Origin of the sequence: Pseudooctadecabacter jejudonensis (assembly GCF_900172275.1) — a bacterium.
Classification (GTDB): Bacteria; Pseudomonadota; Alphaproteobacteria; order Rhodobacterales; family Rhodobacteraceae; genus Octadecabacter; species Octadecabacter jejudonensis.
The window spans coordinates 50191-75222 of the sequence record NZ_FWFT01000007.1; the positions used below are offsets into that span (position 1 = coordinate 50191).

Here is a 25032-nt window from a genome sequence, read left to right on the forward strand (position 1 = left end):
CGATTTCCATTTTATCCCCGTTTCCGTACATGTCCGATCCGTTCTTTGGTGGGCAAATTCGGGCGCAACATATTTTGCAGACGATCAGTGCTGCGGGCTGGCCCACCAGCGTGATTAGCGTGTTTGAAGGTCAGAACTTCTCAGAGCCGACCCTGCCTGAGGTGAACGACCGCTTGATTGATGCAGAGACCCGCGCCTATCTGATGCAAGACGGAATGCAGCCCGATCTGGATTTGGGTGACGCAGTGTTGCGAAGTGCAGCACTGCGCGATCAGATCATCGCGGATTTGGAGCATGCAGATTCCGAGATTTTGCTGCTGGAACATCCGTGGCTTTGGGCTGTTGCCAAAGAATATCTGAAGAAAACCGACCGGCAGCCGATTATCATCTACTCGTCCTACAACAACGAAATGCAGCTGTGCCGAGAGTTGCAGGCGTTGAATCCGACCCCGCATTCGGACGCGGTCAACGCGCGGATGAAGACCCTTGAGATGGAGGTTTTGACCGCCGCCGATGCGGTCATCTGTGTGTCCCAAGAAGACGCCGACAGCTATGTTGCGTTGGGCTTTGAGGGGGATACATTGGTTGCCCCCAATGGGGTGTCGCCGATGCGGCAGATGGGCGGTCTGGATTATTGGGCGAAGGAGCTTCAGGGGACGCAATGCGCGACCTTTATCGGGTCCTACCACCTGCCCAACGCCACCGGTCTTTTGGAAATGCTGGAACCGGGTTTGCAGGGTTTGAAACCCGACATGCACATCAATGTGCTTGGTGATGTCTGTCGTCTGTTGGACACCATCGGCAACCACGGCCGCGCGCGCACCACGATTTTCCCGCGGCTGTCATTGTTTGGGAAAGTGGACCGGCCGACCATCAACACATTTGTTGAGCTGTCGCGGGTGATCTTGCTGCCGATCGTGTCGGGTGGGGGCACCAATCTGAAAACCGCCGAGGCTCTTTATTCCGGCAAGCCGATTTTGGGCACGACAAAAGCGTTCCGCGGCTTCGAGAATTTCATGGATCGGGACAATGTCCACATTTGCGATGATCCGGCGGAATATGTCGCGACCCTTGAACAGCTGCTGACATCGGCCCCGAAGCCCACGAAATTGGAATTGGACCGGGCCCAACTGCTTTGGTCTGCGACGATGAATGGTCTTGATACCTTTCTTGGTTTCTTGACGGCAAAGCACATAGGTCGTCTGACAAAGGACACTGGCATTGATCTGACCGAGGTCGCGACAGATGGCTGGGGAACAGTCGATGGCGCAGGGCTGCTATGGAGCCTGGACGTCCGTTCTGTGTTCGAAATGCCGGTGTCCGTCGGTTCGGAGAATTTGCGCGTTCGGTTTGAATTTGGTCTTTTCAATCCCACCAATGAGAAGCGGATGATCAAAATCACGTCTCCCAACTTGGACGAGCCACTATTTGAGGATCATGTGGGGTCTGAATCCAACATTGTCGACGTCGTCATTCCGACGTTGAACGAACAGGATGTGACGATCGTTTTCGAGATAGACAGACTTGTCTCGCCTTCGGATCATGGGTCACCCGACACTAGACATTTGGGCACGTTTGTTCGAGGCTTGAGGTCGAGCGAGCAATAATAACAAAAAGAAGGAGTGTCTGAGATGACAACCCGGGATAACTTCGACGGCACGATGGCGTTTCTTGAGTACGTTCGGAATTGCCTCGGGATCAATTTGAACTTCAATGCCATGCAAATCGCGTTGTACCGGAAATTGGTAAAGCCCGGTTGGTCCGTGGTTGATATCGGCGCCCATTCCGGCGTGCATACACGCGTATTTTTGAACCTTGTCGGTTCAACAGGGCGCGTCATGTCTTTCGAACCCAATCCCTTTTTGAATGATAAAATTCTGGCCGATATGGGTGACGTTGAGAACCTGACACTCCGTCGTGAGGCCTTGTCCAATGAGGTGGGCAATGCAGAATTTTGGGTTCTGCCCGATTTTCCCGAGGAAAGCGGCCTGCGGTTGCGATCAAACCGTGCGGATGCAACCAAAAAGGAAAAAATCGAGGTCCAGGTCGAGTGCTTGGACAATATCGTTACGAACGGAACAGCCGTCGATCTGATCAAGATTGATGTAGAAGGTGCTGAGATGCCTTTGCTTGAGGGCGCACGTCAGGTGATCTTGAAAGCCCGCCCGATCCTTTTTGTGGAATATGGCCACACTGCATTTGAAGTCTACGGTTCAAAGTTTGATGATCTGAACGAATGGGCGCGTCTCAATCAGTATGATATTTTTGATTTGTTCGGGAACCGACTGTCAGAGCTGGATCGTTGGCACAGCATTCCGCAAGGTCTGATCTGGGACTACGTTTTGGTGCCATCGGAGAAGGTGGACGATACCCTATCGGATATCTTTGAGCCTTTGCCGAACAGATAGCGCCTGCACCTGTGGGCGTGTGATGGTGCAAGACTGACGGTCGCAATGGCGTAAGCAGGAGATTGGTGAATGGCAGGTTTTCATCAGATCGGGCGTTGTATTGTTGACCATGTGGTTCCTGACGACCAGGCCTTTGACAGGCTTGTTTTTCTGCATATTGAGAAAGCTGCGGGAAAAAGTTTAAAGACTTTTCTGGATCTTACATTTCCGGCTGGCGTGGTGTCGCCACATACGGATTATACGTCATTTGAACAGGTGGCCCCTGATTATGGACTGAGTGTCGGGCACATTGATCGTCAATATTGCGGCCGGGTCTTGGGAGAATTCAAATGGTTCACTGTCCTACGTGAACCCGTGGAACGTGTCGCATCGCTGATGAATTACTGGGCGCAGGTGGCACATCCTGCGTCGTGGATTTATCGCGATGCGTCAGAAGTTGACCGTGCGGCCTACGATCTTGCGCGGACGGCAACGCTTGAAGAATTCGCAGCGTCCGACAATCAAAAGATTGTTGATCAGGTGCATAACTTGATGTGTTTTCGGATTCTTGGCGCGGTCCAGGGCAATTCGACTGATCAGGAATACGCTGACAAAGCCTTCGATCTGTTGCAGTCCGAGGCCTTGTTTTTTGGTTTGCAATCCCAACTGCCTATGACGCTTTTGCAGATACCGCTTTTGCTTGATCTGCCCGCCCGCGATGTCCGTCTGCCCAAAGCCCGTGTCAACGAAACCTCCCTTGCTCGTGTATCCGCGCACGACAGCAGAATTGAGGATCTGCCGAGCCTTCGGGCGGACATGCTTCTTTATCGCGCGGCGGAAAAGCTGTTTCATCAGCGTATGTTATCTATCACCGAAATTTACCTCAATCGTACGACATACCAGAGGGTTCATGATCGTTTGCCAACGTCGGCGTCGCATTGATGTTTGGGGTCTACGAAACCAACTTGCCTGTCGTGAGGTCACCGCATAACAATCATATTCTATCGCACATGGCGCCCGGCGTTTTGCGAGATTTGATCCGTACGACCTAGAAAAGTCTGCCCGAAAGAGAGACCCGACATGACGCAGCAACCTCAGATCCTTCTTGTTGGTGGGACGCCGCGATCTCAGACAAGTGCGCTGTCGGTTCTGCTGAATACACACCACGACATGTTCATCGGGATGGAACGGTTTTATTTTAAGGTCTTGAGAGATTTTACTTTGGACCGTACGGATTTTGAACCGCCGCGGTTCTACGAATTGCATCCGGGGGATACCTTTCACGAGTCGATTTTTCCTGACGTCGACGTAACGGGAAAGATCGATCGGTTTGCCGATCTGTCTTATGTTGGGGACAAAATCCCGACTGTTTATGAAAAGATCGACGAGGTGCGCAGCGCAATTCCCGAGGCCCGTTTCCTGTTTATTGTCCGCGATGTGATTGATGTGGCTGCGTCCTACAGGGACCGCGCGGAGCGGAATGATCCGACATGGCCCGCTGACAAAGACCATCGACAAGGTGTTGAGGATTGGAACCAAGCCAACCGCATTTTGGGCTCTTTGGACCCTTCGTTAGACGCCAGCATTATACTTGCGCGACAGCTCTTTGATGCGACAGACAAGGCAGAAAAGCTTTATGCGCATCTAGGGTTGAACCCAAAGGCCTATAATGAGGAGCATGTGAACCTCATCTATGAAAAGGCCTCTTCTATTCTTGAGCGGCCGGTGCAGCGAAACTTTTCACAGGCGGCCTTGGATGAGATCGCGCAAAGTGCCGATTTTGAAAGCTATCAGAAGCTGTTGACCTCGCCGCATTTCGTGTCGCTTTGAAGGGCGCGCGTTGATCTGACGGCGCTTGTCATAAGTTGAACAAGAAGATGGGTCAGCCCGAATGGCAAACTTCACCATTTTGACACACCATAAATGTGCAACCCAGATGTGTAGGTTGTTCTTTGTTGATCTTGCCACGCGAAACGGGCTTACGGTTCAGCACTCGCATTTGAGTACGGCCACCGCATCAGTGGAACATGATCTTTCGCTGCTGACGAACGCGACCTATGAGGTGCAGTCGCAGGCGCACCCCGGTCGCTGTGTCCACGTTATTCGCAATCCGCTGAGCATCGTGGCCTCCGCCTATTTTTCCCATCGGTATTCCCATCCAACGGAGTATTGGCCCGAACTTGCGGCCCAGCGGGATCGTCTGGCGGGCGTGTCTCAAGCGGATGGAATGCGCGCTACGATGGATTTTCTGGAAGCCGAGGCCTTCGGGTGGAACACGGTCGGGCCGCTTTATGCGTTGTCCCGTTGGGATTTTGATGATCCCACCTTTGAGGTCTTGTGCATGGAAGACCTTGTCAGCGACGTCGTGGGCCATTTGATGCCCCGCTTGGAGGCGGGTTTTGAAACGCCACTTGTGGCGCCCCGTGCTGCGGATTTTACGTTTGAAGCCTTGTCAGGGGGGCGATCGAAAGGGTCGGAGAACGTGCGGTCCCACTATCGTTCTGGTGTAGTTGACAGTTGGAGAACGGATCTTCCACAGGATGTGATCGACCGGCTGTGCGACACCTACAGGCCATTGTTGCAACGGTTCTACCCGGACACGCTTTTGAACGCTCAGGGCGGTTAGAGACCCTGTGTCATAAGCCCTTATGCAGGGCGTCAAACGCACGGAGCTGGCCGATGAGGTCGCCCATTTGATCCACGGGGATCATGTTCGGCCCGTCTGACGGCGCGTTGTCCGGATCCTGATGGGTTTCGATAAACAAGGCGGACACGCCAACGGCACAGGCCGCGCGCGCCAGCACAGGCGCAAACTGACGTTGACCGCCGGAAGTGGTGCCCTGACCACCGGGTTGTTGTACGGAATGCGTGGCATCAAACACAACCGGATAGCCCGTGGCGGCCATGGTGGGCAGGCCGCGGAAATCGCTGACGAGGGTGTTGTAGCCAAAAGATGTGCCCCGGTCGCACAGCATGATGTTCTCGTTGCCGGTGCTGGCCACTTTCTCGGCCACGTTGCCCATATCCCAGGGGGCCAGAAACTGACCTTTCTTGATGTTGATGGCGCGGCCCGTTTCGCCTGCGGCCAACAACAGGTCAGTTTGACGGCACAGAAACGCGGGGATCTGGATGACATCCACGACCTCACCCGCGGGGGCACATTGGGCCGTGTCGTGCACATCCGTCAGAATGGGGCAGCCGAATTCATCGCGAATCTTGCTCAGGATCGTGAGGCCCTCGTCCATGCCAAGGCCCCGCTGGGTGGTGATCGAGGACCGGTTGGCCTTGTCGTAGCTGGCCTTGAAGATGAATTGCGTGCCGGTGGGGGCGCAGGCCGCGGCGATCTTGTCGGCCATCATGCGGGCGTGGTCCAGACCCTCAAGCTGGCAGGGGCCGGTGATGAATGCGACGGGGTTATTGGCACCGATGGCGATGTCACCCACGTGAACGATTTTGGGGTCGGTCATGTCATGTCCCTTAAGGCTTTTTCGATGCGGGGCTTGTCTTCGGGGTTGTTGAGTTCCCAGAACACACGGCCTTTCGCGTCCACAATCACGCAGGCCACGGTCATCCCGTTTTCCAGAAACCGCAGCTGCTCCAACCCCTCGCGCGTCTCAAGCGTGCCTTCGGGGAAGGTCGTGTATTGGGCCAGTGCGGCAGGGCGGTAGGCGTAAACGCCCACGTGGTGAAAGACGGGGATGTCGGTGTCCGGCACCTTGCCAGGGTCGATGTAGGGGATCACTTCCTTCGAGAAATAAAGCGCATGCCCTTTGGTGTTGAATACAGCCGTGGTGCCGCCGACGCGCCCGGCCTGCCGGTCTTCGACAAACATGGCGTAGGTTTGCGCGTCGCACTGCAAAACAGGGGTGGCCACCTGAGCCGACGGGTCGTCCTGCATGGCCGCAATCAGGTCTTCAAGAAACCACGCGGGCGTCAGCGGGGCGTCGCCTTGCAGGTTCACTATCAGATCAGCCTCGATCCCCGCACGGGTCAGTGCATCTGCACAACGGGCTGTGCCGTTCTCGCATGCCTCAGCGGTCATGATCACGTCGGCCCCGAAGGCCCTCGCGGCGTCCGCGATGCGGTCATCGTCCGTGGCCACAAAGACGGCATCAACGCCATTGACCTGACGGGCCACGTCCCATGTCATCTCAATCAGGGTTTTGCGGGTGCCATCGGGTTGGTCCAGCGCAACCAGCGGCTTGCCCAGATAGCGCGTTGAGGCATAGCGGGCGGGGATCAGAATGACGGTTTTCATCATGGGTCCTGTCTGCAGCAATCAGGCCGCTTTTGCGTCTGCTGCGTCACAAATCTGGTGGATCAGTTTAACCATCGCCTGATGGATTTTGTCGTCCTTGGACAATGTCCTCTCTTCGGTCAGGGACCGCAGACGTGTGTAATTCTTGCGTTTGATCAGACGCGCGACCTGAGGCAGAACAAATCCGCATTCGGCCAAAGCGATGGCAAGGTATTCGTTCAGATCGACCTCATCCCCGTCTTCGGGAATACACCAGACGTTTTCAAACAGATACATGATGAACTGCAACACGTCGTCCTTTGGGTGGCGCATGTCTGCCTTCATCGCGCCGGCAAACACATCCTGCACCATTTCATAGGACGGCCAATAATAGAGATCGTCGTCGCCTGCCTCTCGGATGAATTCGTCCAATGCCACGCGCAACGTCGCCTTGGAGACGGCGTTCGATGCCATGCAGGACTGATCGCGGAAGGTCGCGTAAAGGGGGACGGGTGACAATGTGACGATAAACTTCGCATCGGGGCGGTGTTTACGAATGAGCTGGCGGATCGCCTCAAGGTTTTCCTTGTTCTCGCCAACGGTCGAGACCCGGAATTTGTGGCGTTCTGGATCATAGCTGTCTTTGGGGATGGTGCGCCAAAAGACATTGCCCGTAGGCTCATCATACCAGATCTCGGACAAGCCGACGGTCAGGATAAACACATCCGTCTGATCAAAGATGTCGCGTGTGGCGATGCGGACGCTTTCGTCATATCCGTAGGCTTCTTTGTCGTAGCCATGCCAAAGGTCTTGATCAAACTGGCGGTTTTCCCAGGCCCATTCAAATTGCTGGCGCAAAACGAAGGTGTTTACCATGCCTTCGCCGCAACGGATCACATAGGCTTTGCTTTCGGCCTCTTTCTGGCCCGCAATGTTGAAATTACGTGCCGCGAGGTGGTTGGAAATGTTGGCGGCAAAGCAACTGCCGAATGCGGTGATGCGGGTGGATTTGTCAATCACGGGGGCGGCGGGTTTCAACCCGTGAAGAACGGCAGTTTTCACTTCATCTGCCGAATAAAGCTGATGACGCTGGGGCAGAATATTGGTGTGCTCACCGCGGTACCAACTGACATGGCGCGATTTGTCAGAATGGTTTTGCATGTCGACCATGCTGGATTTTTTGCGCTGACGGACACTGATGACGGTGTCTTTGTCTGACGTTTTGGCCACGTTCAAAACCACTCTCTGCTCTTTTTGATTGATATATGGGGTAGCAACCGACCGGTGCGAATGCAACCACGGCGAACCCTGTGGGGTTGTCGAAATCGCCATCGTGTTCGGGCAGATTTACACGGTTTGCGGCCCCTATGGTCCGGATTGCATTCGACACACCGCGTCATCAGTGCATAGTGGGGCAGTGGGGCAGGTGGTTTCGGCGGCGAAGGGTATGGAAACGGTACAATCTCGGTTGTCGTTTGTTCGCAGCCTTCGGCTGCGGAAATCGCAGGCCGTTTTGCTGTATCTGGTGGCCACGCCGGGACGATTTTACCGCAACGAAATGATCACCCAGCTTTTGTGGGATGGATCGGACGAGGTCAAAGCGGGCAATTCCTTTCGTCAAGCGGTCCGGCAGATCAGGGTTGCGTCAGAAACAGGCCAACTGTCGGCCCTTGTGACGCGCAATGGCACGATCGGTTTTGAGGCGTCAGATCGACGGCCTATTGAAGATGTCTTGGCCGCACAATTGCGGATGCAAGGGGCACAAGGGCCTGCGATGCAGGACATCCGGACGTATTTACATTTGCTGGATGTGTTGTTGGGGGTCTCGACGCCGTTCGACAGTTGGTTGACCTATGCCCGCACCCAGACCCTTGCAAAAACGCAGGCTGTGCTTGATGCCGCAATGGCCGGGACAGACATGGCTGTTGCGCGGCGGGCGGCGGAATGCACGATTGAACTGGAGCCGCACAACGAAACGGCGGTCCGGTTCATTATGCGGGATTTGTGGCAATCGGGGGCGGCAACCCGTGCGATTGCGATCTACAATGACCTTTACGCCCATCTGGATACGTTTTTCGATCAGGAGCCGGAGGCGGAGACGGTCGATCTTTTGGCCGCGATTACACTGGATCCCGAAGGTCAGCGGTCCAACATGCGCGGTGGACCTGAAAAACCGCGCATCACGCTTGAGGTTGTGGCCGCTGACAAGCCCACCAACACGGACCACGATGCGAGCCTGCAGGCTGTGTTGGTGTCTGATTTGCGCATGCGATTGGGGCGTTTTCGGGAATGGGAAATTCAACCGGATGCCGCGCGCGACCCCGCGTTTTTGTCGATTAGGTGTTATCTCCACAGCGTCGGTGATGCGCGGTATTTGTCGGTTGATGTCGAACGCCCTGATCTGGGCACGGTCATTTGGTCTGAGATGATCGACGCCCCGAATACGGACTGGACCCGTAAGGTGCGTGGGCTTGTTGTGAACATCGCGAATGCGCTGAGTGTGGTGGTGTCCCATCGCAAGCATCATGACACCAATGCTGTGATCTATGACAAGTGGCTTGAATCCCAGACGCTGATTGGCACGTGGAAACGGCAGGATGAAGAACAGGCGATCCGGCTGTTGCATGAGGTCACCGGCGCGGCCCCCGATTTTGGCCCCGCTCATGCGGAACTTGCCGGAGTTTTGAACGTCCGGCACATCTTGCGGCCCGGCACGCGCCATACCGAAGAGGCGCAGGTGCTGGCCTTGAACCATGCGTTGGATGCTGTGGCCAGCGACCCTATGGACACGCGCGCGCACCGGGTATTGGCGTGGTGTTATTGTCATGCCGGAAAATTCGACATGGCAGAATTTCACTTTGAACAATCGCTGCTTTTGAATCCACAAAACCCCATGTCGCTTGCATCCGCTGCATTGGGGTTTGCGTTTTCGGCCAATACTGCCCGCGCACAGGAGCTGATCGACGATGTCGAAGGCCTTCCCCTTACGATGGAGCCGTTCCACCTGATCTATTTGGCAGCGTCAAACTACCTGTGCGGAAATGATCAGATCGCGGTTGATCAATGCGCCCAAGGGGTGGGGTTGATGTCAACGGTCGGGGGATGGCACGCCGCGGCCTTGATGCGGATCGGCCGGCCCGATGATGCACGCGCGCGGCTGCACAGCTATGTGGCAGAAATTGCGGATCAATGGTGCGGGACTGGACCCGCAGACCCGCAGGCCGTCATCACATGGTTCGTCTCTTGTTTCCCGTTACGAGACAAAACCGTGAGAGAGGATTTACGCGCCACGTTGATGTCTGTTGCGGCTTTGGATTAAGCGGGCAGCCGCGGAGGAATACCGGGAGGGCAGCTGCCCGCTGCGCTGCTGGATCACTTACACATCAGGGTAATATAAATGCCCACCGCGCGGTAGTACGACACGATCTTCTGTTCAAGAACCGCCTGTTTGCTCAGCACGTCGGGGCGGGTTTCCCCGTCAGCCACTTTGTAGCGGCCCAACAATTCCTGTCGGACATGATCTTGCAGGGCGTTTTGCTGTTCCTCGCTGAGTTTGAGGGACGCATCATCGGGTGAGAATGATGAGATCGCGCGCAAAATGGTTTTGATCTGGCTGGCAAGGACCAAAGCTTCATCCAGCGGATAGGTCAGCGGCGGCGTGAAGCCGATGCCCGCAGGGTCGTCTCGCAACGTCTCGATGTTGACCGTGTGTGTGTTGTCGGCGGGGATCACGATGATCCGCGTGTTGGCATCTGTGTCGCCCACAGGCACGCGGCTGTCCCATTGCAATTGCACGGTCGTGTTCTGCCAAATCGCTTCTTTTTCGGCGTCGGACAGGGTGCCGCGCGGCTGTTCGATCACCTGTAGGGCGTGTTTGAATTCGCGCACCACCTGTTCATAGTCATCGGAGCCTTCGGCCAGCGCGCCGTGTTCCGAAAGTTCCACCACACGTTGGCCAATGTACGCCACCGTTAGGGGTATGCTGTTTTCACGGCGTGTGGTGTCGATGCTTTGGTCGGGGTGTAGGAAATATTTTGCTTCGCCGACCTCGCGGCCAACGATGATATAATTGTTAGACATAGTCATTCCTTCTTAGGGTGTGAGTGATTTCAATCATGGAGCTGAGTTCGTCAGGGCCGCCTTCGGGCATGTCGTCCTGACCGTATTGGATCCGGTCCATCAGGTCAGAGATCTTGCGCCGGAACACGACACTGCTCAGGGGCCCCAGATGACCCGGCCCGCCATAGAGGTGCGCCTCGATCATCAAGAGGACATAGAGAGGCATCCGGTTGAATGCAGCGGCAGGAAGGTCCCCCCCGATGTGGGGTGCAATCACGGAATTGAACGCCTGGCTCAACGCGTCTGGCGTCAGCTGATCACGCCATGTCTGCTGGGGTAGGGCCTGAATGACGGCTATCATTTCCGGTGAGCCCAGACGTTGCGGGCCTGCATCGACGGCGGTCTGAAAATCCCGTTGGATAAGATGTCTGAGGGCATGTGTAAGGCTGGCAGAGATGCCCGTCTTATCCGCTGTTTCGTTCGACTTATCGAACATGCGGGCCAGATCGAGTTTCCAGCCGCTTTCTTCCCCTTTGGAGCGTTTTGGCAGATCTGTCGCGAGTAGATCGAGCAAGGATTGGGTACCCGCCTCTTTCATCTGATAATCTGCCCTTGGCATGCAATGGAACGTGCGGAACACGCCGTGTTGAAGGGTTGCCTCATCAATGATGGGAATGCCGGACATGGCCTCATCTGACATGGCTGCGACGTCAGGATGTAGAAGGGTCGCCAGATAATCGTCACGGATCACGCGGTGCCACGTGGCCAGCACAAATTTACGGGCTTTTACAAAGGTCCGGATCGCCAGACCCGCCCGCCAGTTGGCCATTCGTTTCAGATCGGGTTCAAACGTTAGGGCGACGAAGTTGTGATAGTGCATCCAAGTCACGGCCAATTGGTGCACCATCAGGTTGTCGCGATTTCGGACATCATAAAGCGCGTAGATATGACGGTTTTTGCCGTGGCTAAGATTGACCGCAAAGGGATCGCGCGGGTTCACCCGAAACAGCATCGTAATCGGATCAAACAGATGGTGAAGCGTCACCGGGCCCGACCCGTACAGCGTTTCAAACGCCAGAGGGTTTTCAATGATGTTATAGCGCCCGTTGTTGGCTCCGTTTGGCCCGATCTGAACGCCTTTGTTGTCCTCATCCGCATCGTTGGGTTGAGGGGTGGTGCTATGCTGCACATGGGGAATGTGATCGGCCCGACGGCTGTCGCCCGCATCATGCCCGATCAGTTGCCCTAAATAAGTATAGCCAGCGGGAATATGGCCCTTTTCATTCATGCACCGGCGGCGCCAGTCCGGGTTTGTGAAGTCCAGCTTGGGCAGATCCCGTGGGAGGGCCTCATCGGTGATCAAAGCTTTCAGTTGTAGGCCGCGAGGATCTACGACCGTGCAACACTGCCCCATCCGCGCGGAGGCAAAGTTGAGGCTGATTTTGGGCGATGGTGTCGTCGTCATTCGTGGCGTCCTTGTCTATTGGGCCATGAAGGGATGATCTGGTGGGGCGACTTTGGAGGAGGGCATCCCGTCGATTTTGCACAGCCAAACAGGGCGTGAGGCGGGATCGGCGGTCAGATCCGTCAATGTGTGGGGCGGCATGGTGCTGGACAGCGCACCATGGCTGGTATTCAGGTCAGCAGGATCGGCCGGAATGGAGGGCAGCAACGCGCCCCTGCGGGCGGCATACTCGCGTATTTTGGCCTCAATGCGGTCCTGATCCGAGGTGTCGCGCCCACCGCGTGCGGCCATAACCGTGTAAAGGTTCAATTCCATCAACATGACTTCGGTCGCGGCCAGCCGGGCGGCGGCCTGTGCTTGTGTCGCGGTGCCGAAACCCAAAATCATGTCCTGCCCCATGCGATTGGCCGAACATGCCACAACGCAATGGCAGGGCAGGGGCGACGTCAGGTGCCAGAACTGTGTGTCCCGAAATGCCGTCGCGCCTGTGCGGGCCTTTTTTACGAAGCTGGTGATCTGGTGGTCGTCCAGCCAGTTGGCGGGAATTTTTTTGGCCAGACCATTGCCGCGCCACCATGACAACACGGCCTTGCGCTGCAGGGCCTCAAGCATGGCGTTGTGCTGCGCAAGGGTCACATCGGGATGGGCGGCCAGCCCGTCGGTGATCGGGTCGAATTCCGGCAGGACATCTTCCAGTGCAAGAATTTCGGCGGTTTCACTCAGACACTTTTCAAATGCGATGTCGCGCGTTGCGTCTGCACCGCTGGCCGTGCGTCCGCTGAGCGTCTGGCTTTGCAGAATGGCAAGGGACGGGGCGTAGATGCTGTCCGGCCAAATCGGAGACCGCCAGACCGTCTTAAGATTCATGTCCGATGTGATGATCTGCATATCGCGCGGATCCTTTTGCCCTGTCGTGGGAGTGTTCGCCGTTTTCTCATTTCAAACAAGATGCCTGTGATTTTGTTGTGAATTCTGTGGCGGGGGCAGATCACAATTAAATCACAGCTCTCCGTTTTGGTGATCCTCACCCCGTCGATTTCGACCAGTGGAGGGAGAGGAACGTGAACAAAACGATATGTATCAGGAACGGAGCAGCATCCGTGGCCATTGTGGCTATGACGGCCTGCACCCAACCTTTGACAGAGGACCAGGCCAGCCGCCTGACCAACACATCCCAGCAAATTGGTGCGTCATTGTCGTTGTCGGCCACGCTGCAACAGCAGGCCCATGACAACGCCTATACTACGCAGAATTTGTGCCGGTATTTGGCGGGCCAGTCGGACTATGGGCTTGGTCAGCTCGCGCCGGAGCTGGACATCGGACAGACCGCCAAAGACCGTTTGGCGCTTGCCAGAAAGTTGACTGCGTATCTTGAGGCCCTGATCGAGGCGAGCCGCGGCGAAAGTTTGAATGACCTGGAAACGGCGCGCGATGACTTCGTGGCGGCCGCTTCGCGTTTGACACCAACCACCGCGCCGATTGAGCCCGTTTTGGGGGGCAGCCTGCGTTTGTTTGGGCGGATTGCAGAGGCCCAACGTCAACGCGAAATCCGATCCATCATGGACGGGGTTGCCGATGCCATCAGCACGCTGCCTGTCATCCTACGAGGTGATCAGGCGGCCGTTCTCGCGGATGTCGAGGCGCAGATCGCCCGCTATGAACATGCGGCCCGCTGTGTCTTGCGGGTGCAGCGCACCGATGACGCCGCAGCCGAAGCGTTCGCGCAATATGACACATCGATCCGTTCGCTGAGGGCGCAGACCGCATTGATCGCGGCAGCGCCTGCATTGGTGGCACGACTGCGCACGGCGCACATCGAAATTGCAGATGAAACGGTGTCATTCGCGACCGGATTGGGCCAGCTGGCCGACGTTCTGGACGACATCAACACTATCACATCCGAAGCAAACTAAGGGACCAGAGCCATGGCCGACAATCAATCCGTCAAACGTAAGATCCTGAACGCCCTGTCTGATCTGTATTTCATTCAGCGCCACAACGACGATCTGACCACCGCCCAGAAAGACGCAATTGCAACCTCCATCACGGCATTGGAGGCGGAGTACATCGCCTTGGGCGGGCGCGCACCGGACGGGGCTTATGACGCCATTGGCGGTCATTTGTCAGGCGCGTCCGCCAGCTTGGCCAAGATCAAGGCCGAACGGGAAGAGTTGGCAACGACCTATGCGTCTGCGGCCAAGATCCTTGGGTCAGTGTCCCGTATTCTCGCGCTTTTGGCCTAAAGCACGCTCTTCATTGGAAAACGAAAGGAAACAAAATGACCAGTCAATTTGCGACATGGGTGCCGGTGTTGGTGACACTGGGGATTCTGATTTGGGGGTTGCGGTTGCTGTCAGCGATTTTGCTGGCGCCGAACGTGCAAACCACGCGGCCCATGTTGGCCAGCGCGCTGACGGAAAAGAAGGATCCCGAAAATGGGATCAGTTTCAGCCGCGTCTCCGGCGCGATCGGCTCTATCGGATTGGCGGCCTTTATGTCGGGCCTGGGGCTTTGGGTGTTCTTTGCACTCAACGACGGTTCAATGCTGACGGTCGCAGACACGACGACAGGCGCAGACGACACGGTTGATCCCACCACCGGCCATGGCGTGGCTGGGTCTCCTTTGGCCCGCCTGCGAGAACTTGAGGTGTATTTGTGGGGCAGTGCTGCCCTGTTCGCACCCTATGCGGCCAATCAGATCAACGGCCTGTTCAGCGGCAAGAAATAATATTCAAGAAGGAGACTGACAATGACCACGTCCCTGACGCAGCATGTCACCATATCCAGCCCCGCGGACGTCACCCAGACCAAGGTTTGGGGACGCATTGACCCTGATTATCTGTCCGCCGCCCCCGCCTTTCGGTTCCGCAGATCCCGCGATGTGCCAACCCGCGCGAACGATGCGCTTTTGGACGCGATGGACGACCGAGATGTGGATTTGTGGCACAAACGGAACGCCATTCTCGCGGTTCGCGATTTTCTGGAAGAACTTTGGGTGTCGGAGGATGACGATGCCCTACCCAGTACGGTGCAGGCCAAGGCTATTCCGTTCATCTATGAATATGTTCAAAATGATGGCGCTGATGAAGCCGTGCCTAAATTGATGCTTCCAGTTGCTGGCCCGGGCGGGGTGACAACCAAGCAAGTGCCCCAAAATGCCGTTGTCGCGAAAGCCGAAGACCCGGACGCGGGCAGTGTCTATTACTTCATGTTGCAGACAATGGGCGACACGGACCTACGCGCGGCGGAACTGACTGAAAAGTTGGATACCTATGAATACGCATGGAAGGAAAGGATCGACATTGCGCGCCGCGTTTTTCCTGAACAGTCAGAGATGCATTCGACGCACGAGTTTCTGGATTTGTCCGTCGGCGCCATCGTCGAAAGATTCCCATTTCTGAAAAACCAGCACAAAGCGATTACCGATGTGCGCAACACATTGCAAAAACGGCTCGTCGATGAGCAGGACTACGGCCTTGTGCAGGCGCTGTTCAAAGAGGTGCAGGATCTGAACCATGATCTGGCCGCCATTGAACGGGCTATTTCCGGCTTGGTGGGGTTCGCGTCATCGCGGGGCTTTGTTTTGGTGACCGAAGACAATCAGCCTTTGGTTGGCACCAAGCAGGGCGCCGCCCATACCTACACCGATTTCAAAGCGGGGGATCTGGTCAAGACACGCAGGTATATCTCTCGTTGGGTGGAGGAAAAGATCGTCCATCGGTCCCGTCGAACCTGGTACGGGAAACGCAAACGGTGGACGGAAACCCACCGCATCCAACGGTCATCGAAAGATATCGATTTCAAGGCCGTGGACAGTACCGATTCCATGTTGTCCGACTACATCGCCGAGACCCTCAAAGGGCTCAACGCGATCGTTTTGCAAAACGCGGACGACGGGCTTGAGGCCACCGATGGCCGGTCGCTGGCCAGCATCATGGCGCAATGCGAACTGGACGAGGCCTATCAGCGCAATTGCGTCTTGTTGATGCCTGTCTACAACCAAAGCCTGTTTGGTGAGGACATCATCGCAGGCTACCACGTGATCGAACGGCCCAACCGTGGTCGGCGGATTGTGTCGTTGCCCGATTTCTTTTTCGAAGAGCAGATCAGCTATAAACTGCGGTGGCTTGGGCTTGAGCTGGGGGAATTGGTCAGCAGTATCAACCTGTTGCCGGGCGAAGTGCGCGATATTTCGTTGCAGACCAAACGGTCATCGCTGCGCGAAACCGATTTCAAATCGACGCAGACCTATGAAAGCGACGCGACGACATCATTGGACACCGTCACGTCGATTGAAAATGAATTCCAACGGGAAAACACATCGGAGAAAACCAAAAGTTGGAGTGTCAAAGCCTCTGGGTCGTATGGGGGGTTTTCGGCTGGGGCCAGCAGCTCCGGCACGTCAAAACAGACGGCGCGGCAGTTCGCCAAAAGCCTCAATAAACTGACGACGCAGGCGATCAGCAAGCTGCGCAAAAAGGCCCGCAGTGAGGTCGTCGCACGTGAGTTGAGCCGCGAAGAGGTCGAGGCGACGTCGCGGTCATCCGGTCATATCTCAAATCCGAATGTGGGCCGGACGTTGAATGTGAACTTCTTTACCATCAACAACGTCTTTGCGGCCTCGACCTACATGGATGACATCGGGTTCACCTATATCTCCCCGTTTGAGCTGATCGACGGAACCGATATTCGCGAGGTCCGCAGCTATGCCAAGGAAGACCTGCCCGAATTTCTGGATACCGTGCTGGAGGATATGACCCGTCTGTTAATGATGGGGCAGCGGTTTTCAAACGCGGGCCTCGGACGGGCAGAACGGCATGCACGGGCCCTCGCGGATGCGAAGACCTATGTCGATGCGGTGAAACAGGATTTTCTGGCGGCGTTCCAGGATTACGCGCTTGAAGACCGGCCAACGGATGACGCTGCACTGGTTGCGGAAAAGGAACCGGTATCGGCCTTTGCCATTCAAGGCGACGGGGATGACCCTCGGGCTATGAATCTTGCACAGGACAATGATCTGGGCCGGTTGCTGTCCAAACTTGTGGCGACAGGGCGCGCCATCGAACCCGATATTGTCCTCAGCCCGTCGGGTGCCGTGTATGCCGACAGCTATACAGGACAAACCGAAGGGCTGGAGAGCTATGCGGTTGAAATGCGCAAACTAGAGGTCGAAAAGCAATTTGGCGCTGTTTTGAAAGAAATGAGCACCAAGACTGCGCTGGCGTCAGGCACCCGCGACGCGCATTACAACGTGGCACATCAAAAGGTGTCTGACACTGAGCTTCGGGTGCAGATCGGGGGCACGATCAAGGACGGCACGTGGCGCTATTCGATTGGCGGTCATCTGATCGGATCGCTTGAGGTTGCTGGTGGTCTGCGTACCTTTACGTTGGCCCTTGATCCGGACCGTCACGATAATCTGCCGATTGACCAGTTGCCCGGTCATCTGGTGCGCCATGACTGATCGCGGCGCGACCTTGGCGTTTCCCTCTGCTGTGCAAAGCAGGGGGGTTCCGGTGTTTACCACGTTGCGGGCCAACAAGGACGGGCCGATCGTGGAAGTGCGCCAGTCGAAAGGAAACGGCACACGGTTCAAAGTAATTTCGGGCGCAAATGACCGGCAGACGGGGCAGGTGCGAGGCGCGCATTTGTCTGGCGGAGCGATCCCAAAAGGGACGTGGTTTATCGCCAAATGGGCCAATGCGCCAAAGGTGATCCGGCGCAAAGCCACGTCTGATCGCGTAGGCGCGCTGACCGGCGAGGCCCTGTTGCGGGAATTCAAACGCAAGTCTTATTGGATGGCTTTGTACCGTGATGACAGTGATATCGGACAGCCCATTGACGATGAGACTTATGTGCAAGGCCAGGTCCGCAACGGTATTCGGGCGCATTTCGGATCGTACAGTTTGGGCTGTCTGACATTTCAGGACAAAGACCAGTATTTCAAGTTTATCCAGGCTTTGTCCAAACAACCGCCCACCTTTATCAATGCCCAGGGCCAGCCTGTCGAAAAAGGCACAAAACACGCGATTGAGGTCTATGGGAAATTGATCGTTGGTGACGCCATTGTGGATCAGGCCCCCGTGGACAACGTCGTTGACCGACTTTTGAACTGGTTTCAATAGCACCCGCGGAACATCGCGCAGCTTTCTGGCGTTAACCGGCATGTTGGTGCCGATTAAAGGAAAGCTGTCCGTTGTTGAAGCAAACGTCACAAATCGTTGTAAATCAGTGAGTTGAACGAAGCACTTGAGGCAGCACTTTAATGGATAGAGTGCTGATTCGGGGCCGAGTGTTGCGGTTTCGGCGTGATGCTGAACCGCCACAGATTTCAAACGAAATGGCTTCGGATGAGGGGTGCAATGCGCAAAGGCTTGATTTACAGTTGTTTTTCTCACTTTGTCAGAAAAAAAGAAGCTGTTTACGGCGTTTTAACAGACGTGTGGGACGATGTTTGATTTAGAAGAAGGCGTGAAGAACCGCCGCATTAGAGACTGTTCCGCGGGTGGGACCGTGGATTGGCCGGGGCCTTGCGATTTCGATCGGACCCCTTTACATGCGGAATATGGGCATTTCAGATGGCTTGTGCTGCGTAACTGTCTGGACCGTGTCTTTTTAACGCGCGTTAAGTTTTTATTGGGTAAAAGATTGCTGCCACGATTTTCAAGAGAACCGTTTTCTATTCGGCTCTTGGACTCGGACTCACAGGCAGCCAGCGGCTGGATTGATGCAACCCCAAGCCAAGAGGGTGCAGCATGATTGAGTCCATTCCTACCAAAGGCAGACCTCCTCGTATTGTTCTGGTCACAGCCATGCCGGCTGCCGTGCAGGAACTGTGCAATGTGAACCCTGCACACCTGCCGCGTCGGTCTATCAAACGTCTGAAGGTCGTAGGCCTTGATGCGGAATGTCACGCGGATGTCGATCTGTTGTTCTTGCCGTCGGCCTATGGTCAGTTCGAGATGGAAAGCACGTCGACCATTGATGATCTGAGCGTCCAGATCTCAGGCTATGATCTGGCCGTGGATGTCTGTGATTTTGCCGCGCTTTATCGCCGTGGCCAGACACCAGTGGAAGACATCAAGGCGTATGATGGCCATCCCGCGGAAAAAGAATATCTGGATTTTTTGCGTGTTCTCAATCTGCTGACGACCAGTCTGGATGTGTCCGACGGGAAGATTTACCGCCCGCGCGACATTACGCGGCTGACGTATAAATGGCACCCTGATGCGGATACGGTGCATTCCATTTATTCGTACGAGCAAACTGACGGCGCCTTTAAAGGGGCTTACGCCGACCATTGGGCTGAACTTGTTGAGACCGCAGATGATGTGCACACCGTCTTCAACGCTGCATTCAGTGCGGAAGAGTATAACAAGCTCACCGGCGCAATAGCACAACTGGACGAAGCGCAGGGCGAAACACTGATCGAACGTGTCATGGTTTCGAACTATTCCGACGACATGTTGCAGCGTGTCGATGATGTTGTCGGTGCGGGTGACACGGAATTCCTGCGTGATTTGGAAGACGCGCTGCAGGACCGTGTGAACGAATACAAGCTCAGCGATGAGATGCTGGACAACGTCGGTGAGATTGCTGAGCCGCTTATAAACCAGATCGAGGATGTTATTGCGCAATTAAATCTGTCCCTCGTGGACGGGTACAACATCGCCGGTAGTCCAGAATTGAAGTCGGGCGACCAAGTGTTCAAAATGGATCCGGCCGCCAATCTTCGCGACAAATTCTGCAAGAAGTTTCCTTATACATTTGCGTTTCTGGATTTCTGGAACCGGATGGAAGGCAACCGCGACACCTATGAAATGAACCGGTCGATCAACGGCTGGTACATGTCGAACTCGTCTTTGCCCACGCTGGCGAAGGCGGTTCTGAAAGCTCAGGGTGGCGTGAAAATGACAGTTTGGGCCGTGCCATTGATGGCAACGAACAGTGTCGGCTTTTTCCCCGACGCTGCGGCGCATCGCAAGAACATCGGGACGCGGATCAGGGGACAGCTGCTCGCCGTTTCGAAAGCTGCATATGTTCGCGAATTTGCATAAGATGATTTGAATAAAAGATCGGTGGCTTGGGGAAGACCACCGGCGACCTTCGACTGAGGACAGATCGGTTGTAAGGTTAAAACGTTGAATGGGGCGGGGATGACAACACAAGATGGGCCTTCACGCGGCTCCTGGACGGACGAGGCCGCAGTGCGCCTTTGTGCGAAGGATGCCATCGCCGAGGCTTTGTTTTCGTCTTGGATTGAACCGCAAGAAGGCTACTCCGCAGAGCTGAGTTATCGTCCTTTTCGGACGTATACCATCGATCCTGTCAAGAACCCGGATCCTAATCTCACCAAAGGCGACAGCAAGAACGGGGATATTTTCACATCCCAACGTTGGGCTGCCAAGCGGGCGCATGATGTGTTTCATGCGATGCGCACGAACCGGCCGCTGTTCGAAAAGCTGAAAAAATCGGATGGGTCTTTCGACCGGTTTCATTTGACCATTGTAGGGTCATCGGTCGTGGGCCTGACGTTTCATGCCGTCCTGATCCGTCTGTTTCGTCTTTGGGGCGAAAAAGACGGCGAGAATGCGATGGATCTGGATGAGGTGATGGACATCCAGTTCATGGATCCCCACCCACTTCCCATGCAGTGGCTCAGTCAGGCCCGTGATCGCCGCATTGTCCCACGGTTCGAGTATGAGGCTTTGTTCAAACATGACTACAAGGACGAAACGGCGGACTTGCCCGCTATCCGCGTCCGTAAGGCTGACCTGATCGGGCCGTGGAATGACACCCACAATTTAGAGGACCCTCGCTCCTACAAGGCCAATAAGACGTTCTTTGGGGCTGTTCCTGATGACTTTTTGATCCCAAAGCAATTGATTTGGAAAGCGTGCAGCGTTCGCTCGGTCGCAAAGGCCATTCGCAAAGGATATTTCAAGTTTGGGTGCCGGTCGAAGTTCCCTGAGATTTCGTTTCAACCTGAACCGTCAGGCGGCCCCGGTCTGCGCCGCGCGATGTTCAAACAATGTGACACAGTATACAAGCTGAACGAGGTGGACCGTGTCGTCTTTCGGACGTCCGCAGAAACCACTCACCCGCAAGACAACATGGCGAAGGTCGAAACGGACTACGTTCTTTTGGCCACAGGGCCGGGGACGGATATCCCACCAGCGCCCACCGACGATGCCGCCCAGTCAACGGACCGCAATCAGCCGATCCACAATTCTCAGGTGTCGTACTGGAACACCCACAAAAAAGAACTGGATCTGGGTGAGACCAAAGACATGCGGATTATGGTGGTGGCTGACGGGGATTCCTCGGCTGGGATGACCTATTCCAGCCTGTTCAAGGACCCCCACGCCTGTTCGCTGACATTTCTGCGCAACGCCTTGGAGGCGAACGGCGCAGTGCGAAAGTGGTTTGCGGACCTGAAAGATAAAATCGGGTCAGCGCCCGGCATTGCGACAACAGCCCACTGGCAACAGCGTCTGAATGACGATGACATTTTGGATATGTTCGTGAGTGACAGCTTTCTGGACGCTACCGTTGCGCCGGAAATCCGCACACAACTGCGTAACAAAACCCAGATCGTCGTGTCCTTGATTGAACCCTCGTCCGAACATGCCGCAGATGGCGAAAAGGCCGCAGGTGTGGCGCAATTGGACAGTGGTGATGTCCCGAATTTAATGCGGGTCGAGGATGACGTGCGGTGGTCACAGCCAGATATGTCAACGCGGGGTGGCGATTTGAGGCGCGAGGTCCTGAAGAGGTATTTCAAGGGCGCATGGCCGGAAAACAGGATCATCATGTTCCTGCTACAGAATGTCCTGGAGATCTATCAACACAGTGCATCCGATGGCGTGCCAAAAATCGAACGGTCGGATCATTTGCCGATCGGTGATGATGAGATGTGTCGTCTTCGGACATCGGTGTTCAAGGCGGACGTCACGGTTGGCTCAGGGTATTCGAGGCCACAATACTTTAAGTATGTCTTCGATTGCCGCGGCAAAAACGGCTTCACCGACGACAACATCGAAGAACCAGTCACGGTTGATTGACCGCCTTCGTTGCTGGCAGCGGTGGCGCGGCAGCCCTTTTGATGGGATGTTTTCAGGCGCGGTCTACTGACGGGCGGCGGCCAAAGCCGCCCGTAATATATCCCGATCCCCGATCTGATTGGCCAGCACGAGGATCAAGCGGGCGTTGAGAGCCATGCTTTCCGCTTCGTTCAGACCTTCATGGGCTTTCAACAGATCATCGTAGAAGCCGTCGGGGTCGGGGATGTTGGGGTCCAGCGTGAGCATAAATGGTGTTCCTATTGCCCGAGCGTCTTTAAGAGAGCGGCCTCAACGGCTGAGGCGTCGAAGTCTGGCCAGCGTGCCACGATGTGCTGGTCGGGACGGATGAGGTAGATTGCGCGGGTGTGATCCCCCAAGAACCGCCGGCGCACCGTGGGTTCTGGGTCGCGGATGTGAACAACATTGATGCGGTCATGATGTGGGGCGTCACCGCCCAGTGCCAAGATCGAAAAGTCTGATCCCAAACGATCCAGCATGTACTCTGATCCAAGCGGCGCATCAGGGCATGCGGCCCCTGGCCGGGTGGCATACGGACCGTCCAAAGCATCGGGCCCGAAGTGTGGGAAGCCGTCATAAACGCACGGCACCGACAAACGCCCCGAATTGACCAATGGGCGGGCAAAACTGTGTTGCTTTGCAAGACCCAGAACAGCATCCCGGAACAGGCGGCTGACTGTGTTCTTGGGCGTCATAAAGTCGGTCGCGCGGGAGGAATTGAGGATGTTTTCATCCGCCCCATAGGCACGTTCGGTGTGGTAGCTATCCAGCAGGGACTTTGGCGCGCGCCCCTTGAGCACCGCATCCAGTTTCCAGGCCAGATTGTCCGCATCCTGCACCCCAGAATTCGCGCCACGCGCGCCGAACGGGGACACTTGGTGCGCACTGTCGCCTGCAAAGAAAACGGGACCGTGCCGGAATTCTTTCATGCGGCGACACTGAAACGTATAGATCGACGTCCAGACCAGTTCATATTCGGGAACCGTGCCGGTCTGGCTTGATAGCATGGCGTCCACACGGCGGCGAATGCGATCTTCTTGCATTTCTGCGTCACGGTCGATGTCCCAACCCAGTTGAAAGTCGATCCGCCACACGTCGTCGGGTTGTTTGTGCAAAAGGGCCGATTGGCCACTGTCCTTGAACGGTGGTTCAAACCAGAACCAGCGTTCGGTGGGGAAATCCGCCTTCATGCGGACGTCAGCGATCAGGAAATTGTCTTCGAACACACGTCCATCGAAATCCAGACCCATCATCGTGCGAATGGGTGAACGTGCCCCATCGCAGGCGATCAGGTAATCCGCCTCGATCTGGTAGGGTCCATCGGGTGTTTCGACATCAAGCGTGGCATAATCTTCATGCACGTCGATCCCAACAGCACTGTTGCGACCGCGAATTTCGATCGGTGCGCCTTCGGCTTGGGCGGCGCGGATGGCCTGCACCAGATATTGTTCAAAATAGGGTTGTTGCAGATTGATGAAGGCCGGGTTGCGGTGGCCATCTTCGGGCAAGAGGTCAAATTCAAAGAGCTGCCGTTCGCCGTGGAACACACGGCCCACGTTCCAGACAACGCCCTTGTCGACCATCGGCACACCCGCGCCAAGTCGGTGTGCGATGTCCAGCGTGCGTTTGGCAAAACAGATGGCCTTGCTGCCCAGCCCCGCGCCTTCGTGATCATCCAGCACGAGTGCGGGCGTCCCCTTTTGTCCAAGGTCCAGCGCGAGGGCCAGCCCCACCGGCCCACCGCCGACAATAACGACGGGATGCCGAACGGGCGCTGCGTCTTGGGCCGAAACCTTTTCGTATGGATAAAGGGTGAAGGCAGTTTTGTAGCGTTCGGCAACCATGCTTTACCCCTGCAGCTGATCCCACATCTCAAGATCGCGCTTGTCGGTCCAGATGCGGGGGTGAACGATGCCGCGGGCCTCGTCGTAGGCGCGGCTGACATTGAAGGGCAGGCAGTGTTCGTAGATGGCGTAGTCCTTGAATTTCGGGTCGCATTCGGCGCGCACAGCGTCCCATGCTTCTTTCAGGGATCCGCCACGCGCGGCAACCTTGGCGGCTGGGGCATAGGTGGATTGAACAAAGTCGCGCGTGCTTTCGATGGCGCGTTCGACAGCATCTTTGCCGACCAGCGCGTCGCCGCGACCGGGTGCGATGGCGTCCACGTCATAGGCCTTGATCCGGTCCAACGTATTGCCCCAGTCGGCGAAGTGCCCGTCCCCACAGTAGCACGCCGAGTGGTCTTCGACGATGTCACCGGTGAACATGACGTTGGCGTCGGGCACGTGGATCACTGCATCGCCTGCCGTGTGCGCCCGTCCGATGTGTTTGATATCAACGCGGCGTTTGCCAAGGTAGACCGTCATGCCGTCCGAGAATGTTGTCGTGGGATATGTCAGGCCCGGGATACTTTCGTGACCCTCGAACAGGCGGGGGAACCGCTGGAATTCGCTGTCCCAGTCTTCCTGACCGCGTTCTTCGACCATGCCACGTGCGGCGTCGGACATGATGATCTGGTCAGCGCCGTAGGCGGACGCGCCCAGCACACGCACCGCGTGGTAGTGGGTCAGGACCAGATGGCTGATTGGTTTGTCCGTAACACTGCGGACTTTTTCGATCACCTTTTCGGCCAGACGCGGGGTTGCCTGCGCTTCGACGATCATCACGCTGTCGTCACCGATGATGATGCCTGAATTGGGGTCGCCCTCGGCCGTAAAGGCCCAAAGATCTTTGCCAACCTCATCAAAGGTGATTTTCTTCTCTGTCATGTCCCCTTGGGACGCGAATGCTTTGGCCATAGTC

General features: G+C 56.0%; 22 protein-coding genes. 13 read left to right on the plus strand and 9 right to left on the minus strand.

Annotation, left to right across the window (positions count from 1 at the left end; all coding sequences use genetic code 11):
• The first annotated feature begins 29 nt into the window (after nt 1–29).
• The 5 genes from PSJ8397_RS16200 to PSJ8397_RS16220 all read left to right on the plus strand — a co-directional run bounded on the left by PSJ8397_RS16200 (nt 30) and on the right by PSJ8397_RS16220 (nt 5013).
• Nucleotides 30–1607: a glycosyltransferase family protein gene (locus PSJ8397_RS16200; protein WP_143515517.1), complete on the plus strand. Its 1578-nt coding sequence runs from the start codon at nt 30–32 to the stop codon at nt 1605–1607.
• Nucleotides 1608–1631: 24 nt separating this feature from the next.
• On the plus strand, nt 1632–2408 hold the full coding sequence (locus PSJ8397_RS16205) for an FkbM family methyltransferase (protein WP_085865691.1): 777 nt from the start codon (nt 1632–1634) through the stop codon (nt 2406–2408).
• A gap of 69 nt (nt 2409–2477) precedes the next feature.
• Nucleotides 2478–3329, plus strand: coding sequence for a hypothetical protein (locus PSJ8397_RS16210; protein WP_085865692.1), 852 nt, complete (start codon nt 2478–2480; stop codon nt 3327–3329).
• Nucleotides 3330–3467: 138 nt separating this feature from the next.
• Nucleotides 3468–4217 carry a sulfotransferase family protein gene (locus tag PSJ8397_RS16215; RefSeq protein ID WP_085865693.1) on the plus strand — a complete coding sequence of 250 codons (750 nt, stop codon included), beginning with the start codon at nt 3468–3470 and terminating at the stop codon, nt 4215–4217.
• Between the two features lie 106 nt (nt 4218–4323).
• Nucleotides 4324–5013 carry a sulfotransferase family protein gene (locus PSJ8397_RS16220; protein WP_159453164.1) on the plus strand — a complete coding sequence of 230 codons (690 nt, stop codon included), beginning with the start codon at nt 4324–4326 and terminating at the stop codon, nt 5011–5013.
• A gap of 10 nt (nt 5014–5023) precedes the next feature.
• Here PSJ8397_RS16220 and kdsA read toward each other — a convergent pair whose 3' ends face one another.
• From kdsA to PSJ8397_RS16235, 3 genes are read right to left on the minus strand one after another with little or no spacing between them, the layout of a single operon-like run.
• Nucleotides 5024–5854, minus strand: a complete 831-nt coding sequence (kdsA, locus tag PSJ8397_RS16225) for a 3-deoxy-8-phosphooctulonate synthase (RefSeq protein WP_085865695.1) — start codon at nt 5852–5854, stop codon at nt 5024–5026.
• Nucleotides 5851–6645 (minus strand): 3-deoxy-manno-octulosonate cytidylyltransferase, encoded by a 795-nt coding sequence (locus PSJ8397_RS16230; RefSeq protein WP_085865696.1) that lies wholly within the window; start codon nt 6643–6645, stop codon nt 5851–5853. The genes kdsA and PSJ8397_RS16230 overlap by 4 nt, the downstream gene beginning before the upstream one ends.
• 21 nt (nt 6646–6666) lie before the next feature.
• Complete coding sequence (locus PSJ8397_RS16235; protein ID WP_159453165.1) at nt 6667–7854, minus strand: GSCFA domain-containing protein; 1188 nt, start codon at nt 7852–7854, stop codon at nt 6667–6669.
• 217 nt (nt 7855–8071) lie between these two features.
• Here PSJ8397_RS16235 and PSJ8397_RS16240 point away from each other — a divergent pair, with 217 nt between their 5' ends.
• Complete coding sequence (locus PSJ8397_RS16240; RefSeq protein ID WP_085865698.1) at nt 8072–9943, plus strand: BTAD domain-containing putative transcriptional regulator; 1872 nt, start codon at nt 8072–8074, stop codon at nt 9941–9943.
• Nucleotides 9944–9996: 53 nt separating this feature from the next.
• On the opposite strand, the gene PSJ8397_RS16245 is transcribed toward PSJ8397_RS16240, so the two are convergent.
• The 3 genes from PSJ8397_RS16245 to PSJ8397_RS16255 are packed head-to-tail and all read right to left on the minus strand — an operon-like array spanning nt 9997 to nt 13036.
• On the minus strand, nt 9997–10704 hold the full coding sequence (locus PSJ8397_RS16245; RefSeq protein WP_085865699.1) for a hypothetical protein: 708 nt from the start codon (nt 10702–10704) through the stop codon (nt 9997–9999).
• A complete protein-coding gene (locus PSJ8397_RS16250) occupies nt 10697–12148 on the minus strand; it encodes a peroxidase family protein (protein WP_085865700.1) in 1452 nt (483 codons plus the stop codon). Before PSJ8397_RS16250 ends, PSJ8397_RS16245 begins: the two co-directional genes overlap by 8 nt.
• Nucleotides 12149–12163: 15 nt before the next feature.
• The gene (locus tag PSJ8397_RS16255) at nt 12164–13036 is read right to left on the minus strand and encodes a YcaO-like family protein (RefSeq protein WP_085865701.1); all 873 of its coding nucleotides are present in this window, start codon (nt 13034–13036) and stop codon (nt 12164–12166) included.
• A gap of 212 nt (nt 13037–13248) precedes the next feature.
• Here PSJ8397_RS16255 and PSJ8397_RS16260 point away from each other — a divergent pair, with 212 nt between their 5' ends.
• From PSJ8397_RS16260 to PSJ8397_RS16290, 7 genes are all read left to right on the plus strand, one after another.
• Nucleotides 13249–14061: a hypothetical protein gene (locus tag PSJ8397_RS16260; RefSeq protein WP_143515519.1), complete on the plus strand. Its 813-nt coding sequence runs from the start codon at nt 13249–13251 to the stop codon at nt 14059–14061.
• 12 nt (nt 14062–14073) lie between these two features.
• Nucleotides 14074–14391, plus strand: a complete 318-nt coding sequence (locus PSJ8397_RS16265) for a hypothetical protein (RefSeq protein WP_085865703.1) — start codon at nt 14074–14076, stop codon at nt 14389–14391.
• 35 nt (nt 14392–14426) lie between these two features.
• Complete coding sequence (locus PSJ8397_RS16270) at nt 14427–14876, plus strand: hypothetical protein (RefSeq protein ID WP_085865704.1); 450 nt, start codon at nt 14427–14429, stop codon at nt 14874–14876.
• A gap of 21 nt (nt 14877–14897) precedes the next feature.
• Nucleotides 14898–17612, plus strand: a complete 2715-nt coding sequence (locus PSJ8397_RS16275) for a hypothetical protein (protein WP_085865705.1) — start codon at nt 14898–14900, stop codon at nt 17610–17612.
• Nucleotides 17605–18273: a tlde1 domain-containing protein gene (locus tag PSJ8397_RS16280; RefSeq protein ID WP_085865706.1), complete on the plus strand. Its 669-nt coding sequence runs from the start codon at nt 17605–17607 to the stop codon at nt 18271–18273. The genes PSJ8397_RS16275 and PSJ8397_RS16280 overlap by 8 nt, the downstream gene beginning before the upstream one ends.
• 687 nt (nt 18274–18960) lie before the next feature.
• On the plus strand, nt 18961–20205 hold the full coding sequence (locus PSJ8397_RS16285) for a hypothetical protein (protein WP_085865707.1): 1245 nt from the start codon (nt 18961–18963) through the stop codon (nt 20203–20205).
• Nucleotides 20206–20304: 99 nt separating this feature from the next.
• Nucleotides 20305–22212: a hypothetical protein gene (locus tag PSJ8397_RS16290; RefSeq protein ID WP_085865708.1), complete on the plus strand. Its 1908-nt coding sequence runs from the start codon at nt 20305–20307 to the stop codon at nt 22210–22212.
• Between the two features lie 63 nt (nt 22213–22275).
• On the opposite strand, the gene PSJ8397_RS16295 is transcribed toward PSJ8397_RS16290, so the two are convergent.
• The 3 genes from PSJ8397_RS16295 to PSJ8397_RS16305 are packed head-to-tail and all read right to left on the minus strand — an operon-like array spanning nt 22276 to nt 25028.
• Nucleotides 22276–22458, minus strand: coding sequence for a DUF2783 domain-containing protein (locus PSJ8397_RS16295; protein WP_085865709.1), 183 nt, complete (start codon nt 22456–22458; stop codon nt 22276–22278).
• A gap of 11 nt (nt 22459–22469) precedes the next feature.
• Nucleotides 22470–24074, minus strand: a complete 1605-nt coding sequence (locus tag PSJ8397_RS16300; RefSeq protein WP_085865710.1) for an FAD-dependent oxidoreductase — start codon at nt 24072–24074, stop codon at nt 22470–22472.
• A gap of 3 nt (nt 24075–24077) precedes the next feature.
• On the minus strand, nt 24078–25028 hold the full coding sequence (locus PSJ8397_RS16305) for an MBL fold metallo-hydrolase (protein ID WP_085865711.1): 951 nt from the start codon (nt 25026–25028) through the stop codon (nt 24078–24080).
• Nucleotides 25029–25032: the final 4 nt, after the last annotated feature.